Genomic DNA, 16,816 nt, shown 5'->3' with positions numbered 1-16,816 from the left:
TTATTTATTCTGTTCGCAAACTTTTTACCGGGTTAGCGGTTGCTGCTTTAAATGCCTGTACGCATACAGTTAATATTGTAATACCCATAGTAATAGCGCCCGCTAAGGCAAAAACCCACCAACTAATCGAAATTCTATATGCAAAACCCTGTAACCAGTCCTCCATATAGTAATACGCTAGAGGAGTAGCTATGAGTAAAGCTATGAGTACCAGTTTTACAAAATCTTTGGTAAGCATATTGATTACAGTTCCTACGCTGGCGCCTAATACTTTTCGAATTCCTATTTCTTTTTTCTTCTGCTCTGCCATAAAAGAAATCAATCCAAATAAACCTAAACAACTAATCAAAATAGCCAAGCAAGTAAATACAATAGATATTTGACTTAGCCGTTTTTCTTCAACAAATAATTTTCCGACTTCTTTATCAACAAAAGTGTATACAAAGGGTGTACTAGGGTTTATTGATGTCCAGCTACGATCAAGATTAGCTAGCAAGGTTTTAAAATCTGTAGTTTCTGTTTTAACGATAAGCCATCCTGGTTCATTATCATTGAAAAGCATGATAGGAGTTATTGATTCTTTTAGAGAGGCAAAATGGTAATCGGCTACAACTCCTACAATCTCATATACCGAGGTTTCTCCTTCATACGTCTGTATCAATTTAGAACTTAATGCATTATCTATATCAATATTAAAAGCATCAATAGTAGCTTTATTAACGATAACCTGGGTACTATCATTAGCACGTAAATCACGACCAACAAGCAGAGGTGTTCCTACGGTTTTAAAATAATTATCACTAACACCATTATATTTAACCAATGTTTGATTTGCAGGATTTTCTCCTGGGAGATGTAGTCCTAAATCTCCCATTATATATTCTGATGGGTAGTGATTACTACCTGCAACATCGGTAACTCCAGATACTGTTGATACTTGAGATCGTAATGCATCAAATTTCCCTATCGCTTCATCGGTTCCTAAACGAATTGCAATAAGGTTTTCTTTATCAAACCCCATATCTTTGGTTTGTGAATATTCTACTTGCTTATTCACTATTATTACTGCTGCTATTAAGGCAATAGATACAATAAACTGAAAGACAACTAATGCTTTACGGAAGTTTCCACTCCCGCTTGATACATTAATAGTGCCTTTAAGTACCTTAACCGGTTTGATAGCCGATAAGATCAAAGCTGGATATGCTCCAGCGAATAATCCGCTAAGTATACTTAATGCCAGTAAAGGCATTAAAATTTTCAAATCAAATAAAGCAGTATAGTGTATATTTCCCTTGGTAAGTATATTCACAAAAGGTAATACTAAAGCTGTAATAGGAATACTTACCACCAAAGCAAATAGAGATAGTAATATTGATTCTCCCAAAAATTGACGTATTAGGGATCCTCTATTTGCACCTACTGCTTTTCTTACTCCAATTTCTTTGGCACGTTTATTTGCCCGTGCCGTACTAAGATTAATGAAGTTAATACATGCTACTACTTGGATAAATAGAGCAAGAATAAGTAGTAAATATAGATATTGAATATTCGAAACGGTATCAATCTGATTAGAGATCCCCTTAGAGTAAAGGTGAATATCTTTAACCTTTTGCAATAGTAAGGCCTTATCAAAACCTACTGCTGCCAAATTTTGTGCACCACGATTTTGCAAAAATGCAGGTAATTTTTCTTGCAGTTGCTTCTCATTAGATCCAGGAAGAAGTTTTACATAACTATGTACAAAATTCTGGGTTGCAAAATTTTGTTCATTTCTTACAAACTCTCCCAATCCAGGAGAATTCATGCTTAAAATATAATTTGGATTAAGGTGAGATTTTGCAGAATTATCCTCAAAAACTCCTGTTATAGTCAAAATTAATTCATCCTCACCACTGCCTAAAACCAGATTTTTGTGTAAGGCTTCTCCAGCTCCGAATAATTTTTTGGCTAATGTAGAAGAAAGGACAACAGTATTAGGATCTTTTAGTGCACCTGTAGCATTACCCTCTTTAAAAGAATAGCTAAATAGGTTAAAAAAAGTAGGATCTGCCAAATAACCACGAGACTCATAATAGCTTTCTTTACTATCCCGAACTCTCAATAACGCATCATTACCCTCACCAAAATATACAATACGACAAGCTCCTATTACTTCGGGAAAATCTTCTTTTAAAGCAAAAGCTATGGGAGGAGAACTTGTAGCTGCATTAAAATCAGCACCACCGTTACCATTACCAGTAATTACAGTTCTTATTCTATAAAGAGATTCAGCATCTTCATGATGTGTATCATAACCCAATTGAGCAAATACATATACTATTATACTTAAACAGCAAACAGTACCCACAGTTAAACCCAGTAGGTTTATACATGTCTGAAGTTTATTTTTTGTGAGATTTCTCCAAGCTATTTTTAAATGATTTTTTAGCATAACTGTCGTTTTTTGATGATGATTTATTCTGTTCGTAAGCTTTTTACCGGATTGGCAATTGCTGCTTTAATACTTTGATAGCTCACAGTCAATATCGAAATCCCAACGGCAATAAAAGCTGCAAGGATCAATACCCACCAACTGACTTCTATTCGGTATGAAAAATCTTCTAACCATTTACTCATAGCAAACCATCCTAATGGTAGAGATACCAATATTGCTATCCCAACGAGTTTAAGAAAGTCAATGGTAAGCTTATATGTAATCTGACTTACACTCGCCCCCATCACCTTTCTAACACCTATCTCCTTAGTTCGTTTTTCTGCATTAAATGCAGCCAGGCCAAATAACCCAAGGCAAGCAATTAGGATTGATAGAATGGTAAATATGATAAAAATTCGCCCCAATCGTTGTTCTGCCTGATAGGTGGTATTGAAAGATTCGTCCATGAAATAGTAATCGAAAGGCTGACCTGGAGATATTCTATTCCAGATAGTTTCAATTTGCGCTATAGTATTAGAGAAATCTCCAGTGCTAAGTTTTACTGCCATTGATCCAAGACTATTGTTCAGCGAAAGACTCAACGCATCAATATCCCTTCTTAAAGATTCGTAATGAAAATCCTTAACAACTCCCACTACAGTTCTAAATATAACTTCACCTCCATCATAATCCGATGATAATCGTATCCCAAGTGCTTCTTCTGGTGTTACTCCTAAAATAGCCACAGCAGATTCGTTTAAGATCATAGCTGTTGAATCTGTGCTAAATTTTCGATTAAAATCACGTCCTGCAATGATTTCTAAATTTAGAGTTGACACATAATCAAAATCAACATTCCAATCACTCATATTGATTGCTTTTTCATGATCATTTTTTAACCCTTCTCTATAAAATGTACTATTACCTCGAAATGAAGGTGTTGGTAAAAAGCCACTTACCGATGTATTTTTTACCTGAGCTAATTGCTGTACTTCTTCTTTAAAAGATGTTATTTTGTTTTCGGTAGCATACACATCATTTATAATTAAAACCTGATCTTTTGTAAATCCCAAATCCTTGTTTTGAATAAATTTTAATTGTTGAAAAACAACTAGAGTACTTATAATCAAAAACACAGAAATGGCAAACTGAAAAACAACCAAGGAATTTCTGATTTTTCCTCCTCCGATACCATTTTCGGTTATACCTTTCAATGCCTGGATAGGCTTGAATTTTGACATAAAAAATGCAGGGTAACTCCCCGAAAAAAGACTTAATAATGTTACTGAAGTCAGCAAAATTAACCAGAAAAAAGGATTGGTAAATGGTATGGAAATTTCTTTCCCTGCAAGGTCATTAAAAAAAGGAACCGCAATTGAAGCCACTAAAATGGCTAGTACTAATGACATAAAAGAAATTAAACCAGATTCTATCAAAAACTGTCTGATGAGCTCTGATTTATTAGAACCTAATGTTTTACGAACCCCTACTTCTTTTGCCCTCTTAAGGGAATGCGCAGTGGATAGGTTCATGAAATTAACACTTGCCAGAATAATCAGAAATAATGCGATAAAAGAAAGAATATAAACGTTTTGAATATCGCTATTTGCACTTAATTCTGGATATCTACTAGAATATAGATGAATATCTGTTAAGGCTATAGTACTAAAATTAAGATAGTTCCCAGAAGCCAAAAATTGCTCTTCTGTTATCCCAGGTGCATACTTTTGTACTCCAGGAATTACATAGTCTCTTAATGCAGATTCTAAAAAAGTATCAAAATCTTTGATATCTGCTCCCGATCTTAGTTTAATAAAAGTTGGATAATTATGGCTTCCCCATTCGGTAGAGGCAGCATCTTCATTTCCTGCCATTGCAATAAAAATATTGTGGTTTCTAATGAAAGAATTCTTTGGCATATCATCTATAACACCTACTACTGTATATGTATCCCTATTGTCTAATATCACATTTTGCCCTAAAGCTTCGTTTATCCCAAAGTGTTTTTCTGCTGCTGTTTTGGTTAGGATCAAAGTATTAGGTTCTTTTAGAGCTGTCTTGGGATTTCCTACCAACAGATCAAGGCCAAACATCTCGAAAAAAGTCGTATCTACATAAGCTGCTCCGACTTCTTTTACATTTAACTCGGTATCACTTTTTCTTACAAACATACTCCCTAAGTTCCTAAATCGTGTGGCCAGTTCTACCTGTGGGTAATCTCTTTTCATGGCTTCGGCCATAGGAGCAGATACTTCGGCATATTCTTCGGCATTTCCTCCAAATTTTACATCTACATTTATCCTATAGATACGATCAGCATCTGCAAACATCTTATCAAAACTCAATTCATCGTAGATGTACAATGAAATCAGTAGCCCTCCTACCATACCAATAGCAAGACCAAATGTATTTAGGAAAGTAAAAAAAGGTTGCTTTTTTAGACTTCTCCAAGCTATTTTTAAGTGATTTTTTAACATAACTGTCGTTTTTTGATGATGATTTATTCTGTTCGCAAGCTTTTTATCGGATTGGCTGTTGCAGCTTTAATAGCTTGATAGCTCACCGTTACAAATGCTATTGCAAGAGCTAAAATTCCGGCTAAAACAAATGTCTGCCACGAGATGTTTACTCTGTAGTCAAAATCCTCTAACCAATCATTCATGAAATACCAGGAAATGGGTACAGCCAAAACGATAGAAACTAAAACTAGTTTTATGAAATCTAATGAAAGAAGTGTAGTGATACTTCTAACTGATGCTCCTAAAACTTTACGAATTCCGATCTCTTTAATTCTGTTTTCTGCCATATAACTGGCAAGACCAAATAAGCCTAAGCAAGAAATGAAAATAGTGAGCAATGTAAACATACTTACAAGCTGACCTGTTCTTTTCTCGCTATGGAACTTTTTAGCATATTGCTGGTCTACAAATTCGTATTCAAAAGGATATTCTGGATTGTACTTCTTAAAAATCGTTTCTACCATAGCAAGACTTTCTGAGGTACTACTAGTTTTATTCAGTTTTATATGCATTACACTAAATCCAGCCTTAGTTCCTTCTATGACCATTGGTTCTATCTTTTGAAAAGGAGATTGCAATACAAAATCTTTTACAACCCCTACAATGTGCCATTCTATTCCATTATCCTTAACAATCTGACCAATAGGTTCATCAAAATTCATGAGTACTACTGCAGATTCATTAATGAGTGCTGCGGTAGAATCTGTTGGGTATTTATGTAAATCAAAATCACGCCCAGTAACAAGTTCAATTCCAAAAGTTTCCTGAATATTCTCATCTGCTGAGAACCTTTGAACAAGACTCTTATTTTCTTTATTTTTTCCCTTCCATTCAAAATTCCAGCTATTACTCCAACCCTCTGTCACAGGTGAACTAGTTCTTGTGATAGAGGTAACAGCATCAGATGCAAGAAGTTCTTCTTTTATAAGAGAATAATTTTTTTCTGTATCACCCTGTATTACTGAGTAAATCAGATTGTTTTTTGCATACCCCATTTGCCTATCTTGAACTTTTTTCAGCTGTTGTGAAACGATAATACTAGAGGTTATTAGGATAATGGCAGCAGAAAATTGAAGAATTACTAAAATTTTTCTTGGAGTAACAGCTGTATTTGACTTTATAAAAGTCCCTTTTAATACTGAAGAAGGCTTAAATCCAGAAAGAAACAATGCAGGATAACTACCTGCCAAAAGGCCAGTAAAACATATTACTCCTAAAGTCGATCCCCAGAACCAAATATTAGTCAAATCTAATGATAATGGCTTTTCTACTAATGTGCTAAAAGTGGGTAATGCAACCAAAACCAATATGAAAGCTAATACTGCTGCAATGAATGATATCAGTACAGATTCTCCCAAAAACTGACTTATAAGTGTTAATCTTCTTGCTCCAACAACTTTACGTACCCCAACTTCTTTTGCTCGTTTTTCGCTGCGTGCTGTACTCAGATTCATAAAGTTGATACATGCTATTATCAAAATAATAATTGCTATGATACCAAACATTCGAATTATATCTATTCTACCCCCTATCTCTTGACCATTTTCGAAATTTGAATACAACCAGGAACGTGTAAATGGGTATAAATAAGTGACCATTTCTGGAGAATCTTTATCATATTTTTTTCTCAAATTTTTTATCTTTTTTGAGAATAAAGTATAATCCACTCCTTTTTTAAGCATCACATAAGTAGCTACAGAGTTATTACCCCAGTATTTATCATCTGAGCCACGTTGTTTTAAATAAGCCCAAGGCATTAAAAAATCAAATTCAAAGGCTGTATTTGAAGGTAAATCCTTTAAAATACCTGTAACCATAAAACTATCTGCATCATCTACCTTAACCGTTTTACCTACTGCTTGCTCATTACCAAACACTTTTTTGGCAAAAGATTCGGTAATAATTACAGAATTAACACCATCCAAAACGGTTTCTAAACTACCCTCTAATAGTGGAAAACTAAATATTTTTAAGAAATCAGGATCAACAATTTTACCTGTACCATTTATTCTTTTATCACCTTTTGCAAATAAAAATTCAGAATCCCAATTTACTCTTGTAATATGTTCTACTTCGGGGTAATCTTTTTCTATGGCAGATGCCATAATTTTAGGTGTAGAATCCCAAGTCCATATTTCACCATCTACGGGATATTGATTATACACCTGATAAGTACGATCTTTATTATCATGAAATTGATCAATGCCAATTTCAAAATTAATCCAGATTACAATGAGTGCGGTAACGGCCAAACCTATGGATAGTCCAACAATGTTCAATATTGAGAAACTCTTATTTCTGAGTAAATTTCGCCAAGCAATTTTTAAATAGTTTTTTAACATGATCCTCGTTTTAACTATACATTCATTATTCTGTCCGTAAGCTTTTGATTGGGTTTGTTCTAGCCGCTTTAATGGCATGAAAACTAACTGTCATTAATGCTATTGTTAAGGCCAAGAATCCTGCTAAGGCAAAAACCCACCAATTTACTTCCACTCTATACGCATAAACATTAAGCCATTTATTCATCGCATACCAAGAAAACGGTGTAGCAATAAGAATTGCAATACCTACTAACTTGATAAAGTCTTTAGATAAAAGTGTTACTATACTTGTAACTTCGGCACCTAATACTTTTCGAACACCTATTTCTTTAGTTCTTTGCATGGCGCTATAAATTGCTAAGCCTAATAAGCCTAAACAAGCTATTAGAATAGCTAGAAATGAAAATATGGTAAATAGTTTCTTAAACTTAAAATCAGCTTCATACTGTGAATTAAAAGAGTCATCTAAAAAACTATATAAAAACGGACGATGAGGAACTAAGGCAGACCATTTATCCTCTATATCTTTAATAGTTGCCTGAAGGTTTTTAGATTTTATTTGTAATGAAAAATATCTACTGCTACCAGGTTCTAATCGCAATGTTAAGGGGTCTACTTTTTGGTGTAAGGATAAATAATTAAAATCTTTTACTACACCTATGATTGTACCTTCTTTACCCCATTGTTCAAAACGTTTTCCTATAATCTCTAATGGATCTGCATATCCAAAACTTTTAGCTGCTGCTTCATTAATAATCATAGAAGAAATAGTATCCGTTGCAAAGTCTCTAGAATAAGCTCTACCAGCAACTACTTCAATATCATAATGAGGTATAAAATCAACATCAACTTCATATAAAAAGGGACTAAAAGTTTTCATTGGCCCTTCTTTTGTTTCTATATCAGTTCCTGCGGCTGGAAAATGGCCTCCAGGGACTGTTCTTGAAGCTGAAACTGAACTAATATCTGGATGATTTAAAAATTCACTTTTAATGGTTTCTATGTTATCACGTACTTGACCATCCCAATTGAAATCAATAACCAACTGTTTCTCTCTATCAAAACCCAGATTCTTATTTAGCATATAATCCAATTGAGAATATACTATTACGGTACTTGCTATTAAAGCGATAGAAAGACTAAATTGAAATACTACAAGCCCTTTTCTTAGGTTAACTCCCTTTTTTGAAGTTCTAAAAACCCCTTTAAGTACACTTGATGGTTTAAAATTAGACAATATAAAAGCGGGGTAACTTCCTGCTAATATTCCTGTGACCAATGCCGTTCCAAAATACAATGAAACTGTAAAACCATTAAAAATCTCTCTGACCAAAAATTGCTTTCCTGTTATGGTGTTCATCCATGGAAGACATATAATAACTAATGTTAAACCTATTATTGCGGATAACAAAACCATAAGCAATGACTCTCCTAAAAATTGATAAATCAGGCTTTTTTTATCTGCTCCTATTACTTTTCTTACTCCAACTTCTTTTGCTCTTTCTAGCGAACGGGCAGTAGCAAGGTTCATAAAATTAATACAGGCAATTATAAGTATGAAAAATCCAATAATCACAAAAATGTAAATATTAGATAAATTACCTGTTATCCCTGGTTGTCGAGCAGCTTCAGAACCTAAATATGCATCTTTTAAAGGTTCAAATGAAAGATTATAATAATATTCAGCTTCTTCAGAAGATCTGTTTTTTTTCAAAAAACTAGGCATCTTAGCTTGAAACGCTGCTTGGTCAAAATTATCAGCTACTAAAAAATAGGTATAAAAATCTACATACCCCCAAGCATCAAAAATATCAGGTCTCGTTTGATGAAAAGAGCTCATAGACATAAGTATATCAAAAGAAAAATGTGAATTGGAAGGCACATCTTTCATTATACCCGTAACTGTGTAAACACCATCACTAGCTCTACCGCCAATGCCATTAATACTTTTACCCATTGGATCCTCATTGCCAAAATATTTTTTTGCTGTACTTTCAGTTAACACTATAGAATATGGAGCCTTCAAAGCTGACTTAGGGTTCCCTGAAACTAAAGGCCAACTAAATACATCAAATACAGTTGGATCTACATAAAAACAGTTAGCTTCTTGGAAAGAACGTTCGTTATAGCCTAATAAAACATCAGACCTTCCTGAAAATTGAACTTTTTCAACAACTTCTGAAAAATCATTTTTTAAAGCTGCTCCTACTGGTGCATTCCCCCATATCCATTTATCTTCTAAATTATCTTTATCACTATGGTGAACTACTCTATATATATTATCAGCATTTTCATGATAACTATCATAGGAAAGTTCATTCCTTATAAACAACGTTATAAGCAAAAAGCAAGTCATTCCTATAGCGAGACCTCCAATATTTATAGCAGAATATCCCTTGTTTTTTAATAGGTTTCTCCAAGCAATTTTTAAATAATTCTTTAACATAACTGTCGTTTTTTGATGTCAGGTTTTGATTGATCTGATGTTTAATTTATTTTATGAATAGTTGCTTCACCTAAAATTATTCCTTTATTTACCGAAGGGTTTCCATTATAAGCCACAGTTGCCTCCCCATATGCAGTGACTTTTAAATGATCTGAAACTCTTACTCTAAAATTACTTTCGCCATATGCTGTGATCTTAGTATTTTCGTTAATCATCCCTAAAGTGTTCACTTTTCCTTCACCATACACTGTATATTTTTGATCGCTTACACTACCCTCTTTAATTTCCAGGTAACTTTCCCCATAAATAGAAACACGTAATGAGTTTACTTTTAATGAATTCATCGTCATTTTAGATTCTCCATAGATTTTTAATCTGAAATCATCTCTTTCTATTGGACTTTTACATTCAATTATTTCTTCTCCTCGTATTGAAAGTTCTCTGATTTGGGTATATGTTATAACAGCAGTTACCATAGTTCCTTTATAGATAGGTTTCTTTCTCTCCCATCCATTTTCGTTTGTCTTCACTGTTTTGGTTGTTGTTTTGGCTCCATCCAAATACATACGAAGTGTGTTTCCTGCAACTTCGATATTGATCTTCTCTTGTGACAAACGTGCATTTTCGATCATAACGTTTTCTTTCTCTCCCTGAACAAAGGTTACCTGGATATGCGGACTTATAATTACTTTATCAAAGTGTTTTACGGCAATAGTTTCTGATTGACCTTGGCATAGATTGATACAAAAAAATAATATTGCGATTGCTAAGTGGTACAAATATTTTATCATGACTTTAATTTTAATAAGTTTATTTGATGCGTATTACACATTGACCTTGAAAGGCTTATTTTGGCTTTCGGTCACAATTTGTCCATCAAACAGATTAATAACCCTGTGGGCATAATGAGAATCTCTGTCTGAGTGTGTTACCATAACAATGGTAGTTCCTTCCTGGTTAAGTTCGGTAAGTAGGTTCATCACTTCGATACCATTTTTAGAATCCAGGTTTCCTGTTGGCTCATCTGCCAGAATTAACTTAGCATTGGTTACTACAGCTCTGGCAATAGCTACTCGCTGTTGTTGCCCTCCTGATAATTGCTGTGGGAAATGCTTTTCGCGATGTGCAATTTTCATTCGCTCTAGCACCTGTCTTACTTTTTGCTCCCGTTCGCTCTTTTTTATATTAAGATAAATCAGAGGAAGCTCTACGTTTTCAAAAACGGTAAGTTCATCAATCAAATTAAAGCTCTGAAATACAAACCCAAGATTCCCTTTTCTAATTTTGGTACGTTGATTTTCTTTTAATCCGCCTACTTCATGACCATTAAAGTGATAATATCCCTCATTAGGATTATCCAACATACCAATGATGTTGAGTAAAGTAGATTTCCCACAACCCGATGGCCCCATTATGGCCACAAATTCTCCTGCTTCAACTTTTAGATTTACATTATTTAATGCCAGAGTTTCTACTTCCTCGGTTCTAAAACTCTTTTTTATGTTCTCTATCTGTATCATTTTTTGATTGATTTTTATTTTCTAAATGCTATTTATTTTAAAATTATTTTTTCGGCGTCTCCAAAACTATCATAGTTTGAAGTAATTACTTTTTCTCCTGCTTCTAATCCTTCTAGTAACTCATAATATCTCGAATTTTGTTTTCCTATACGTATGGCTCTTTTCCATGCTACTTCACCCGAAGCATCTACAACAAAAATCCATTGCCCTCCTGTACTCTGGAAAAAACTTCCCCGAGGTAATAAAAGTGCATCATTTGATGCTCCTAGCTGCAGTTTTATATTATAGCTCTGCCCAGTTCGTATGGTTTCGGGTTTTTGATCTGCAAAAACCAGATCTACTTTAAACTTCCCGTTACGTACTTCGGGATATACTTTACGAAGACGAAGTTGATACTCTGTACCATTACGATCCAACACTGCAATCAAATCTCTTTTTACCCTATCGATATAATGTTCGTCTATTGTTGCTTCTATTTTATAATCTGTTAAAACATTTATCTGCCCTATTCGTTGTCCTTGTCTTATATTTTGTCCTATTTCTGCATCCAGAAATCCTAATTGACCATCGGCTGGAGCTCTTACATTTAAATGATCCAGACGTTCATACACCATAGAAAGTGTTTTTTGCATACGCTCCAGATCGGTATCTAATCCCGACAAAGAAGTAGCGCGAAGGGATTTATCTTGTTCTGTTTGTAGTTTAATTATTTCATGTCGTTTTTTGGATAGCTCATAGTTTTCTTTTGAAATTAGATATTCTTCCCGAGAAATCAATTCATCTTCAAAGAGAGCTTTACTCTGTTCATAATTTCGCTTCAATTTTTGTAATTCATATTCTGAACTCACCAAGTCTTTTTGGCCTTCTACTTGTCTAGAATCAAAAGTCAACTTTGTCGAACGAAGGTCATTCTGTTTCAAAGCTAAATTACTTTCACTAGCCAAAATCTGTTCATAAAGAGCACTGTTTTCTAGCTTTAATATAATATCTCCTTTTTTTACCATTGCTCCTTCTTCAATAAGTTTTTCTGTTACTCTACCTCCTTCATAAGCATCCATATAAATTGTACTTATTGGAGCTACTGCACCATTAATAGTAATATAATCATCAAATTTCCCAAAAGAAACTTCTGCTATCGACAATTTTTCTTTTTCTGTTCTAAATGTAGCTGCCGAATTTCCGGATACCATTTTCCAACCTACAAAAAACAATACTATACCTATAGCAATGTATCCATAATGTTTAGGTCTTAATCCTTTTTTCTTTTCAATCTTTATATCCATTTTATTGTGCTCTATTTATATTAAAAACAGGTAATCCGTTATAAAAATCCAATGTACTTTCATTTACTTTTAAACGTAATTGCACCTGTAGGTTTTCATTTTGTGAGTTCGCTAATAAGTTTTTAGATTGGTTGAGTTCTATAGCACTTATCAATCCTTTTTCATATTTCTTTTGTGCTATCTCAAAAGTTAAAATCTGTGCTTTCATTTTTTGTGAACTCTGTCGGTATTCTGTGCGTAGTGCATCTCCTTCTTGAACAAGTTGCTGAATGAGTTTAAACATTTCTTGTTTTTGAATATCAAAATTATTGTCTGCCCTCATCATTTCTACCTTTTGTTGTTTTACACGTGAACGATTTGACCATCCGTTGCTGATAGGAATGCTAAGTGAAACTCCAACATATTTTGAGACATTATCCTTAATTTGGTTTTTAAAAGAGATAACTTCTCCTGTGGTGTCATTGACATTAGTTTCATAATATCCCGTTTGATACCCTGCAAAAAAAGACAGAGAGGGGTATAGCCCCCCTCTGGCTATGGCTAATCGCTTTTTGGCTGCTTTTGCTTTTAACTCCTGTGCTTTTATGATAGGAACAAAAGTTGTGGCATTACTGTAAATAGAATCTTTATTTGCTCGAAGAATGTCTACATTCTCATCAGCTTCTATAAGAGAAGATTGAATAGAAATAGTAGTGACATCTTCTAAGTTCATTTCTTGTATAAGTTTAAGCTTTGCTGCTGCTACATTATTCTCATTTTGAGTAACCAATAATTGATCAGCTAATAAAGCAGATTCTGCTTCGTACAAATCAGCTTTTGCTTTTTGACCAAGTTCTACTTGTCTTTTTACAAGTTTATAATTAGTATCAGATACCTCTTCTTGTTCTTTAGAAATAGTTAAAAGCCCTTCCATAAACTGAATATCATAAAAAGCAGACATCACTCTAAATGCTAATAGATATTTTTGATGCAGTACTTCTTCATTTGCTGCTTTATGCAAAAACTTCGAAGCTTTTATCGTATTTAATTTTTGAAAACCTCTAAACAAATCAATTTCTGCATTCAACCTATAATTATTTGAGAAAAAATCAGTGTTTACAATATTGTTATTATTTGGATCTACCGATCTTCCATATCTAATATTATAATCTGAAAATGCATTGATATTTGGTAATAAATTTCTTACCGACTGCCGATATGTTTCTTTGTTAGCATCTTGATTGTATTTAAAATCCTTGAGCTGTAGATTATGGCCTACAGCATAGGCTACACAATCATCTAATGACCATGATTCTTGAGAATACATCGTATTTGATATCAAGATCAAGAGAAAATATAAGATTTTGTTTTTAGAATTTATCATTTATTAAACACTTAAATAATATTTAGATACCAAACCTTAACCTAATCTCATGCCAAAAACATAAACGCCTTTATATCAGATATTTAAATATAAAAAAATTAAAACTGAATTTTAGAAATGTAAAATTATTATACAAATAGTGTCAAATAATTTTACACTCCTATATAAGTCCTATTTCAAATTTGTAGTTTTACTATGTTAACATAAATATCAAATGATGCAGGATGGAAAAATTTTAATCATCGATGATAATAAGAGTGTCTTAAGTGCACTAGAAATCTTATTGCAGTTTGAATACAAACATATTAAGACGATTTCTAATCCAAATCAAATCTCTTCATTACAAAATTTAAGTGATTTTGATATTGTTGCATTAGACATGAATTTTTCTGCTGGTGTAAATACAGGAAATGAAGGTTTATTTTGGCTAAGAGAGATAAAGAAAAAAGCTCCTCATACTTCGGTAATTATGATGACAGCTTATGGTGCTGTTGATCTTGCTGTAAAAGCCTTAAAAGAAGGAGCTTCCGATTTTATATTAAAGCCTTGGAATAATGAAAAGCTACTGGCTACAATAAAGTCAGCTTTTTTACTTCGTAAATCCAGAAAAGAAGTACAAGAACTAAAACAGAAAGAAAACCATCTGAAACGAGTAATCAACCAGGACAGTAATTATATTATTGGTAATTCTAAAGCACTTACCGCTGTCTTGAACTTAGTTAGAAAAGTAGCTAAAACAGATGTCAATGTTTTGATCACAGGTGAAAATGGAACAGGGAAAGAACTAATAGCTCGTGAATTACATAGGATGTCTCCTCGTAAAAATGAAGTTTTTATTGGTGTAGATATGGGTTCAATATCAGAAACATTGTTTGAAAGTGAGCTTTTTGGTCATACCAAAGGAGCTTTTACAGATGCCAAAGAAGATCGAGCGGGAAAGTTTGAAGCGGCAAATAACGGCTCCTTGTTTCTTGATGAAATCGGGAACTTATCGCTACAAACTCAGGCAAAACTATTATCTGCAATACAAAACAGAACTGTAGTAAGGGTTGGTTCTAATAAATCTATTTCTGTAAACATACGCCTGGTTTGTGCTACTAATTGTAACCTTAGTCAAATGGTAGATGATGGTATATTTCGTGAAGATTTACTATATAGAATTAATACAATTCATATAGAAGTACCCCCACTTCGAGAACGAGATAATGACATCTTGATACTGGCAGATTTTTACCTGAAAAAATTTGCGTCAAAATATGGTAAACCGTCTCTTCGAATAAATACTACTGCCGAAGAAAAACTAATGGGGTATCACTGGCCAGGAAATGTAAGGGAACTACAACATACTATAGAAAGAGCAGTAATTTTATGCGAAGGAAATGTATTGAAGCCAACGGATTTTTTATTAAGTACCAATCCGGGAATTTCTTTGGATAAAGGCCCAGAAACTCTTGATGAAATGGAACGACTTATGATTGCTAAAGCACTTGACAAACATAATGGAAACTATAGTGCTGCAGCAAATCAACTTGGCATTTCAAGACAGACTTTATATAACAAAATAAAAAAATCAGAAAACTAATGGTAAGTCGAAATCTCTATACACAACTAATCCTAAGAGTCGTAATGCTTTCCTTAACCGCACTAATGTTAGCCTTTGCATTTTTTAAAGAATTATATGTTTTTTCATTTCTTGTTCTATTATTATTTTTATTACAAACTATATTTTTAATCAAATATTTAAACCATAATAATAGAAAGATTGCTTATTTTTTTAATTCAATTAAGAATGAAGATTTCACACTTCGATTTCCAGAAAAAGGAGGTCCAAAATCGTTTAATGAATTAAATCAAAGTCTTAATAGTCTTAATGATGTAATTCGAGAAGTACACTTAAAAAACCAGAGACAGGAACAGTATTATCAGGAAATACTAAAACAAGCAGAAATTGGTATTTTAACCTTTAATCATAAAGGGCATATTCTTTTTAATAACCCTAAGGTCGAAAAATTACTAAATTACACTCCACTAAATCATATAAAACAACTAGCACAGGTTGATAAAAAATTATATAGCTTATTTAATAATATCAAACCATTCGAACGAAAACTTTTTCAACTCACCAATGAGCGAGAGACTATACAACTAGCTATTAAATCTTCAGAAATAGTATTAAACAATGAGGTTCTAAGGTTAATAACCATACAAGATATCCATAACGAATTAGATGAAAAAGAAACAGATTCGTGGATAAAACTCATTAGGGTTTTGACTCATGAAATTATGAATTCTGTCACTCCTATTACTTCAATATCAGAATCTATTTTGGGCTATTATAAAGATAAAAGTGGAATCATACCGGTTACAGAGATAGATGAAAACAAGATTCACAATACTGCAAAAGGGTTAGAAGTAATCAAAAATCAGGGAAATGATTTAATGAGTTTTGTACAATCGTATCGTAGTTTTCTAAATGTACCTGTACCCGATAAGAAAATTATCAAAGTAGATGAATTATTAGAAAAGGTAAAAGTTTTGATGAGCCAGGAAATTGATTTTAATATCATTTCTTTTGATATTCTTAATACTACAGAAGATCTCGAAATTTATGCAGACGAAAAGCAAATTACCCAGATATTGGTAAACCTGTGTAAAAATGCAATTCAGGCTTTAAAAGAGACCGAAAGAGCAACTCTTATGCTTATTCTGGGAATTACACCCGAAGGGAAAAAATATATAACAGTTAAAGATAATGGTCCTGGAATTCATCCAGATATCATGAGTCAAATATTTATACCTTTTTATACTACCAAAAAAGAGGGTACTGGCATTGGTTTAAGTCTTTCTAAACAAATCATGCATATGCATGGAGGAAGTCTAACCGTTTATTCCATACCTAATAAGGAGACCTCATTCTCATTACTTTTTGAATAAAAGTTTATTCC

The 16,816-nt window shown here is 33.3% G+C and carries 10 protein-coding genes; 2 read left to right on the top strand and 8 right to left on the bottom strand.

All coding sequences use genetic code 11. The features are described 5' to 3' along the window. Window positions 1-4: 4 nt before the first annotated feature. From DG435_RS13790 to DG435_RS13755, 8 genes are read right to left on the bottom strand one after another with little or no spacing between them, the layout of a single operon-like run. A complete protein-coding gene (locus DG435_RS13790; protein WP_106791555.1) occupies window positions 5-2,434 on the bottom strand; it encodes an ABC transporter permease in 2,430 nt (809 codons plus the stop codon). 23 nt (window positions 2,435-2,457) lie between these two features. After that, window positions 2,458-4,893, bottom strand: a complete 2,436-nt coding sequence (locus DG435_RS13785; RefSeq protein ID WP_106791556.1) for an ABC transporter permease — start codon at window positions 4,891-4,893, stop codon at window positions 2,458-2,460. 23 nt (window positions 4,894-4,916) lie between these two features. Then, entirely contained in the window at window positions 4,917-7,277 is a 2,361-nt protein-coding gene (locus DG435_RS13780) for an ABC transporter permease (protein ID WP_106791557.1), read from the bottom strand. 25 nt (window positions 7,278-7,302) lie between these two features. After that, the gene (locus DG435_RS13775) at window positions 7,303-9,705 is read right to left on the bottom strand and encodes an ABC transporter permease (RefSeq protein ID WP_106791558.1); all 2,403 of its coding nucleotides are present in this window, start codon (window positions 9,703-9,705) and stop codon (window positions 7,303-7,305) included. A gap of 41 nt (window positions 9,706-9,746) precedes the next feature. Then, the gene (locus DG435_RS13770; RefSeq protein ID WP_106791559.1) at window positions 9,747-10,496 is read right to left on the bottom strand and encodes a head GIN domain-containing protein; all 750 of its coding nucleotides are present in this window, start codon (window positions 10,494-10,496) and stop codon (window positions 9,747-9,749) included. Between the two features lie 33 nt (window positions 10,497-10,529). Beyond that, entirely contained in the window at window positions 10,530-11,225 is a 696-nt protein-coding gene (locus DG435_RS13765) for an ABC transporter ATP-binding protein (RefSeq protein WP_024769638.1), read from the bottom strand. Window positions 11,226-11,257: 32 nt separating this feature from the next. Next, window positions 11,258-12,508, bottom strand: coding sequence for an efflux RND transporter periplasmic adaptor subunit (locus DG435_RS13760; RefSeq protein WP_106791560.1), 1,251 nt, complete (start codon window positions 12,506-12,508; stop codon window positions 11,258-11,260). 1 nt (window position 12,509) lies between these two features. Continuing rightward, window positions 12,510-13,814 (bottom strand): TolC family protein, encoded by a 1,305-nt coding sequence (locus DG435_RS13755; RefSeq protein ID WP_234387049.1) that lies wholly within the window; start codon window positions 13,812-13,814, stop codon window positions 12,510-12,512. A 274-nt stretch (window positions 13,815-14,088) separates the two neighbouring features. Here DG435_RS13755 and DG435_RS13750 point away from each other — a divergent pair, with 274 nt between their 5' ends. Both DG435_RS13750 and DG435_RS13745 read left to right on the top strand, forming a co-directional pair. Then, on the top strand, window positions 14,089-15,453 hold the full coding sequence (locus tag DG435_RS13750) for a sigma-54 dependent transcriptional regulator (protein ID WP_106791562.1): 1,365 nt from the start codon (window positions 14,089-14,091) through the stop codon (window positions 15,451-15,453). Further along, window positions 15,453-16,805, top strand: coding sequence for a PAS domain-containing sensor histidine kinase (locus tag DG435_RS13745; RefSeq protein ID WP_106791563.1), 1,353 nt, complete (start codon window positions 15,453-15,455; stop codon window positions 16,803-16,805). Before DG435_RS13750 ends, DG435_RS13745 begins: the two co-directional genes overlap by 1 nt. Window positions 16,806-16,816 lie beyond the last annotated feature (11 nt).

It is taken from the genome of Aquimarina sp. Aq78, from assembly GCF_900299525.1.
In the GTDB taxonomy this organism is placed as follows: Bacteria; Bacteroidota; Bacteroidia; order Flavobacteriales; family Flavobacteriaceae; genus Aquimarina.
This window is presented reverse-complemented; position numbering and strand designations above follow the sequence as displayed.

Bases quoted from the DNA above. Each gene is read 5' to 3' on its own strand.
- DG435_RS13790 (WP_106791555.1), bottom strand. From the start codon at position 2,434: ATGCTAAAAAATCATTTAAAAATAGCTTGGAGAAATCTCACAAAAAAT.
- DG435_RS13785 (WP_106791556.1), bottom strand. From the start codon at position 4,893: ATGTTAAAAAATCACTTAAAAATAGCTTGGAGAAGTCTAAAAAAGCAA.
- DG435_RS13780 (WP_106791557.1), bottom strand. From the start codon at position 7,277: ATGTTAAAAAACTATTTAAAAATTGCTTGGCGAAATTTACTCAGAAAT.
- DG435_RS13775 (WP_106791558.1), bottom strand. From the start codon at position 9,705: ATGTTAAAGAATTATTTAAAAATTGCTTGGAGAAACCTATTAAAAAAC.
- DG435_RS13770 (WP_106791559.1), bottom strand. From the start codon at position 10,496: ATGATAAAATATTTGTACCACTTAGCAATCGCAATATTATTTTTTTGT.
- DG435_RS13765 (WP_024769638.1), bottom strand. From the start codon at position 11,225: ATGATACAGATAGAGAACATAAAAAAGAGTTTTAGAACCGAGGAAGTA.
- DG435_RS13760 (WP_106791560.1), bottom strand. From the start codon at position 12,508: ATGGATATAAAGATTGAAAAGAAAAAAGGATTAAGACCTAAACATTAT.
- DG435_RS13755 (WP_234387049.1), bottom strand. From the start codon at position 13,814: ATGTATTCTCAAGAATCATGGTCATTAGATGATTGTGTAGCCTATGCT.
- DG435_RS13750 (WP_106791562.1), top strand. From the start codon at position 14,089: ATGCAGGATGGAAAAATTTTAATCATCGATGATAATAAGAGTGTCTTA.
- DG435_RS13745 (WP_106791563.1), top strand. From the start codon at position 15,453: ATGGTAAGTCGAAATCTCTATACACAACTAATCCTAAGAGTCGTAATG.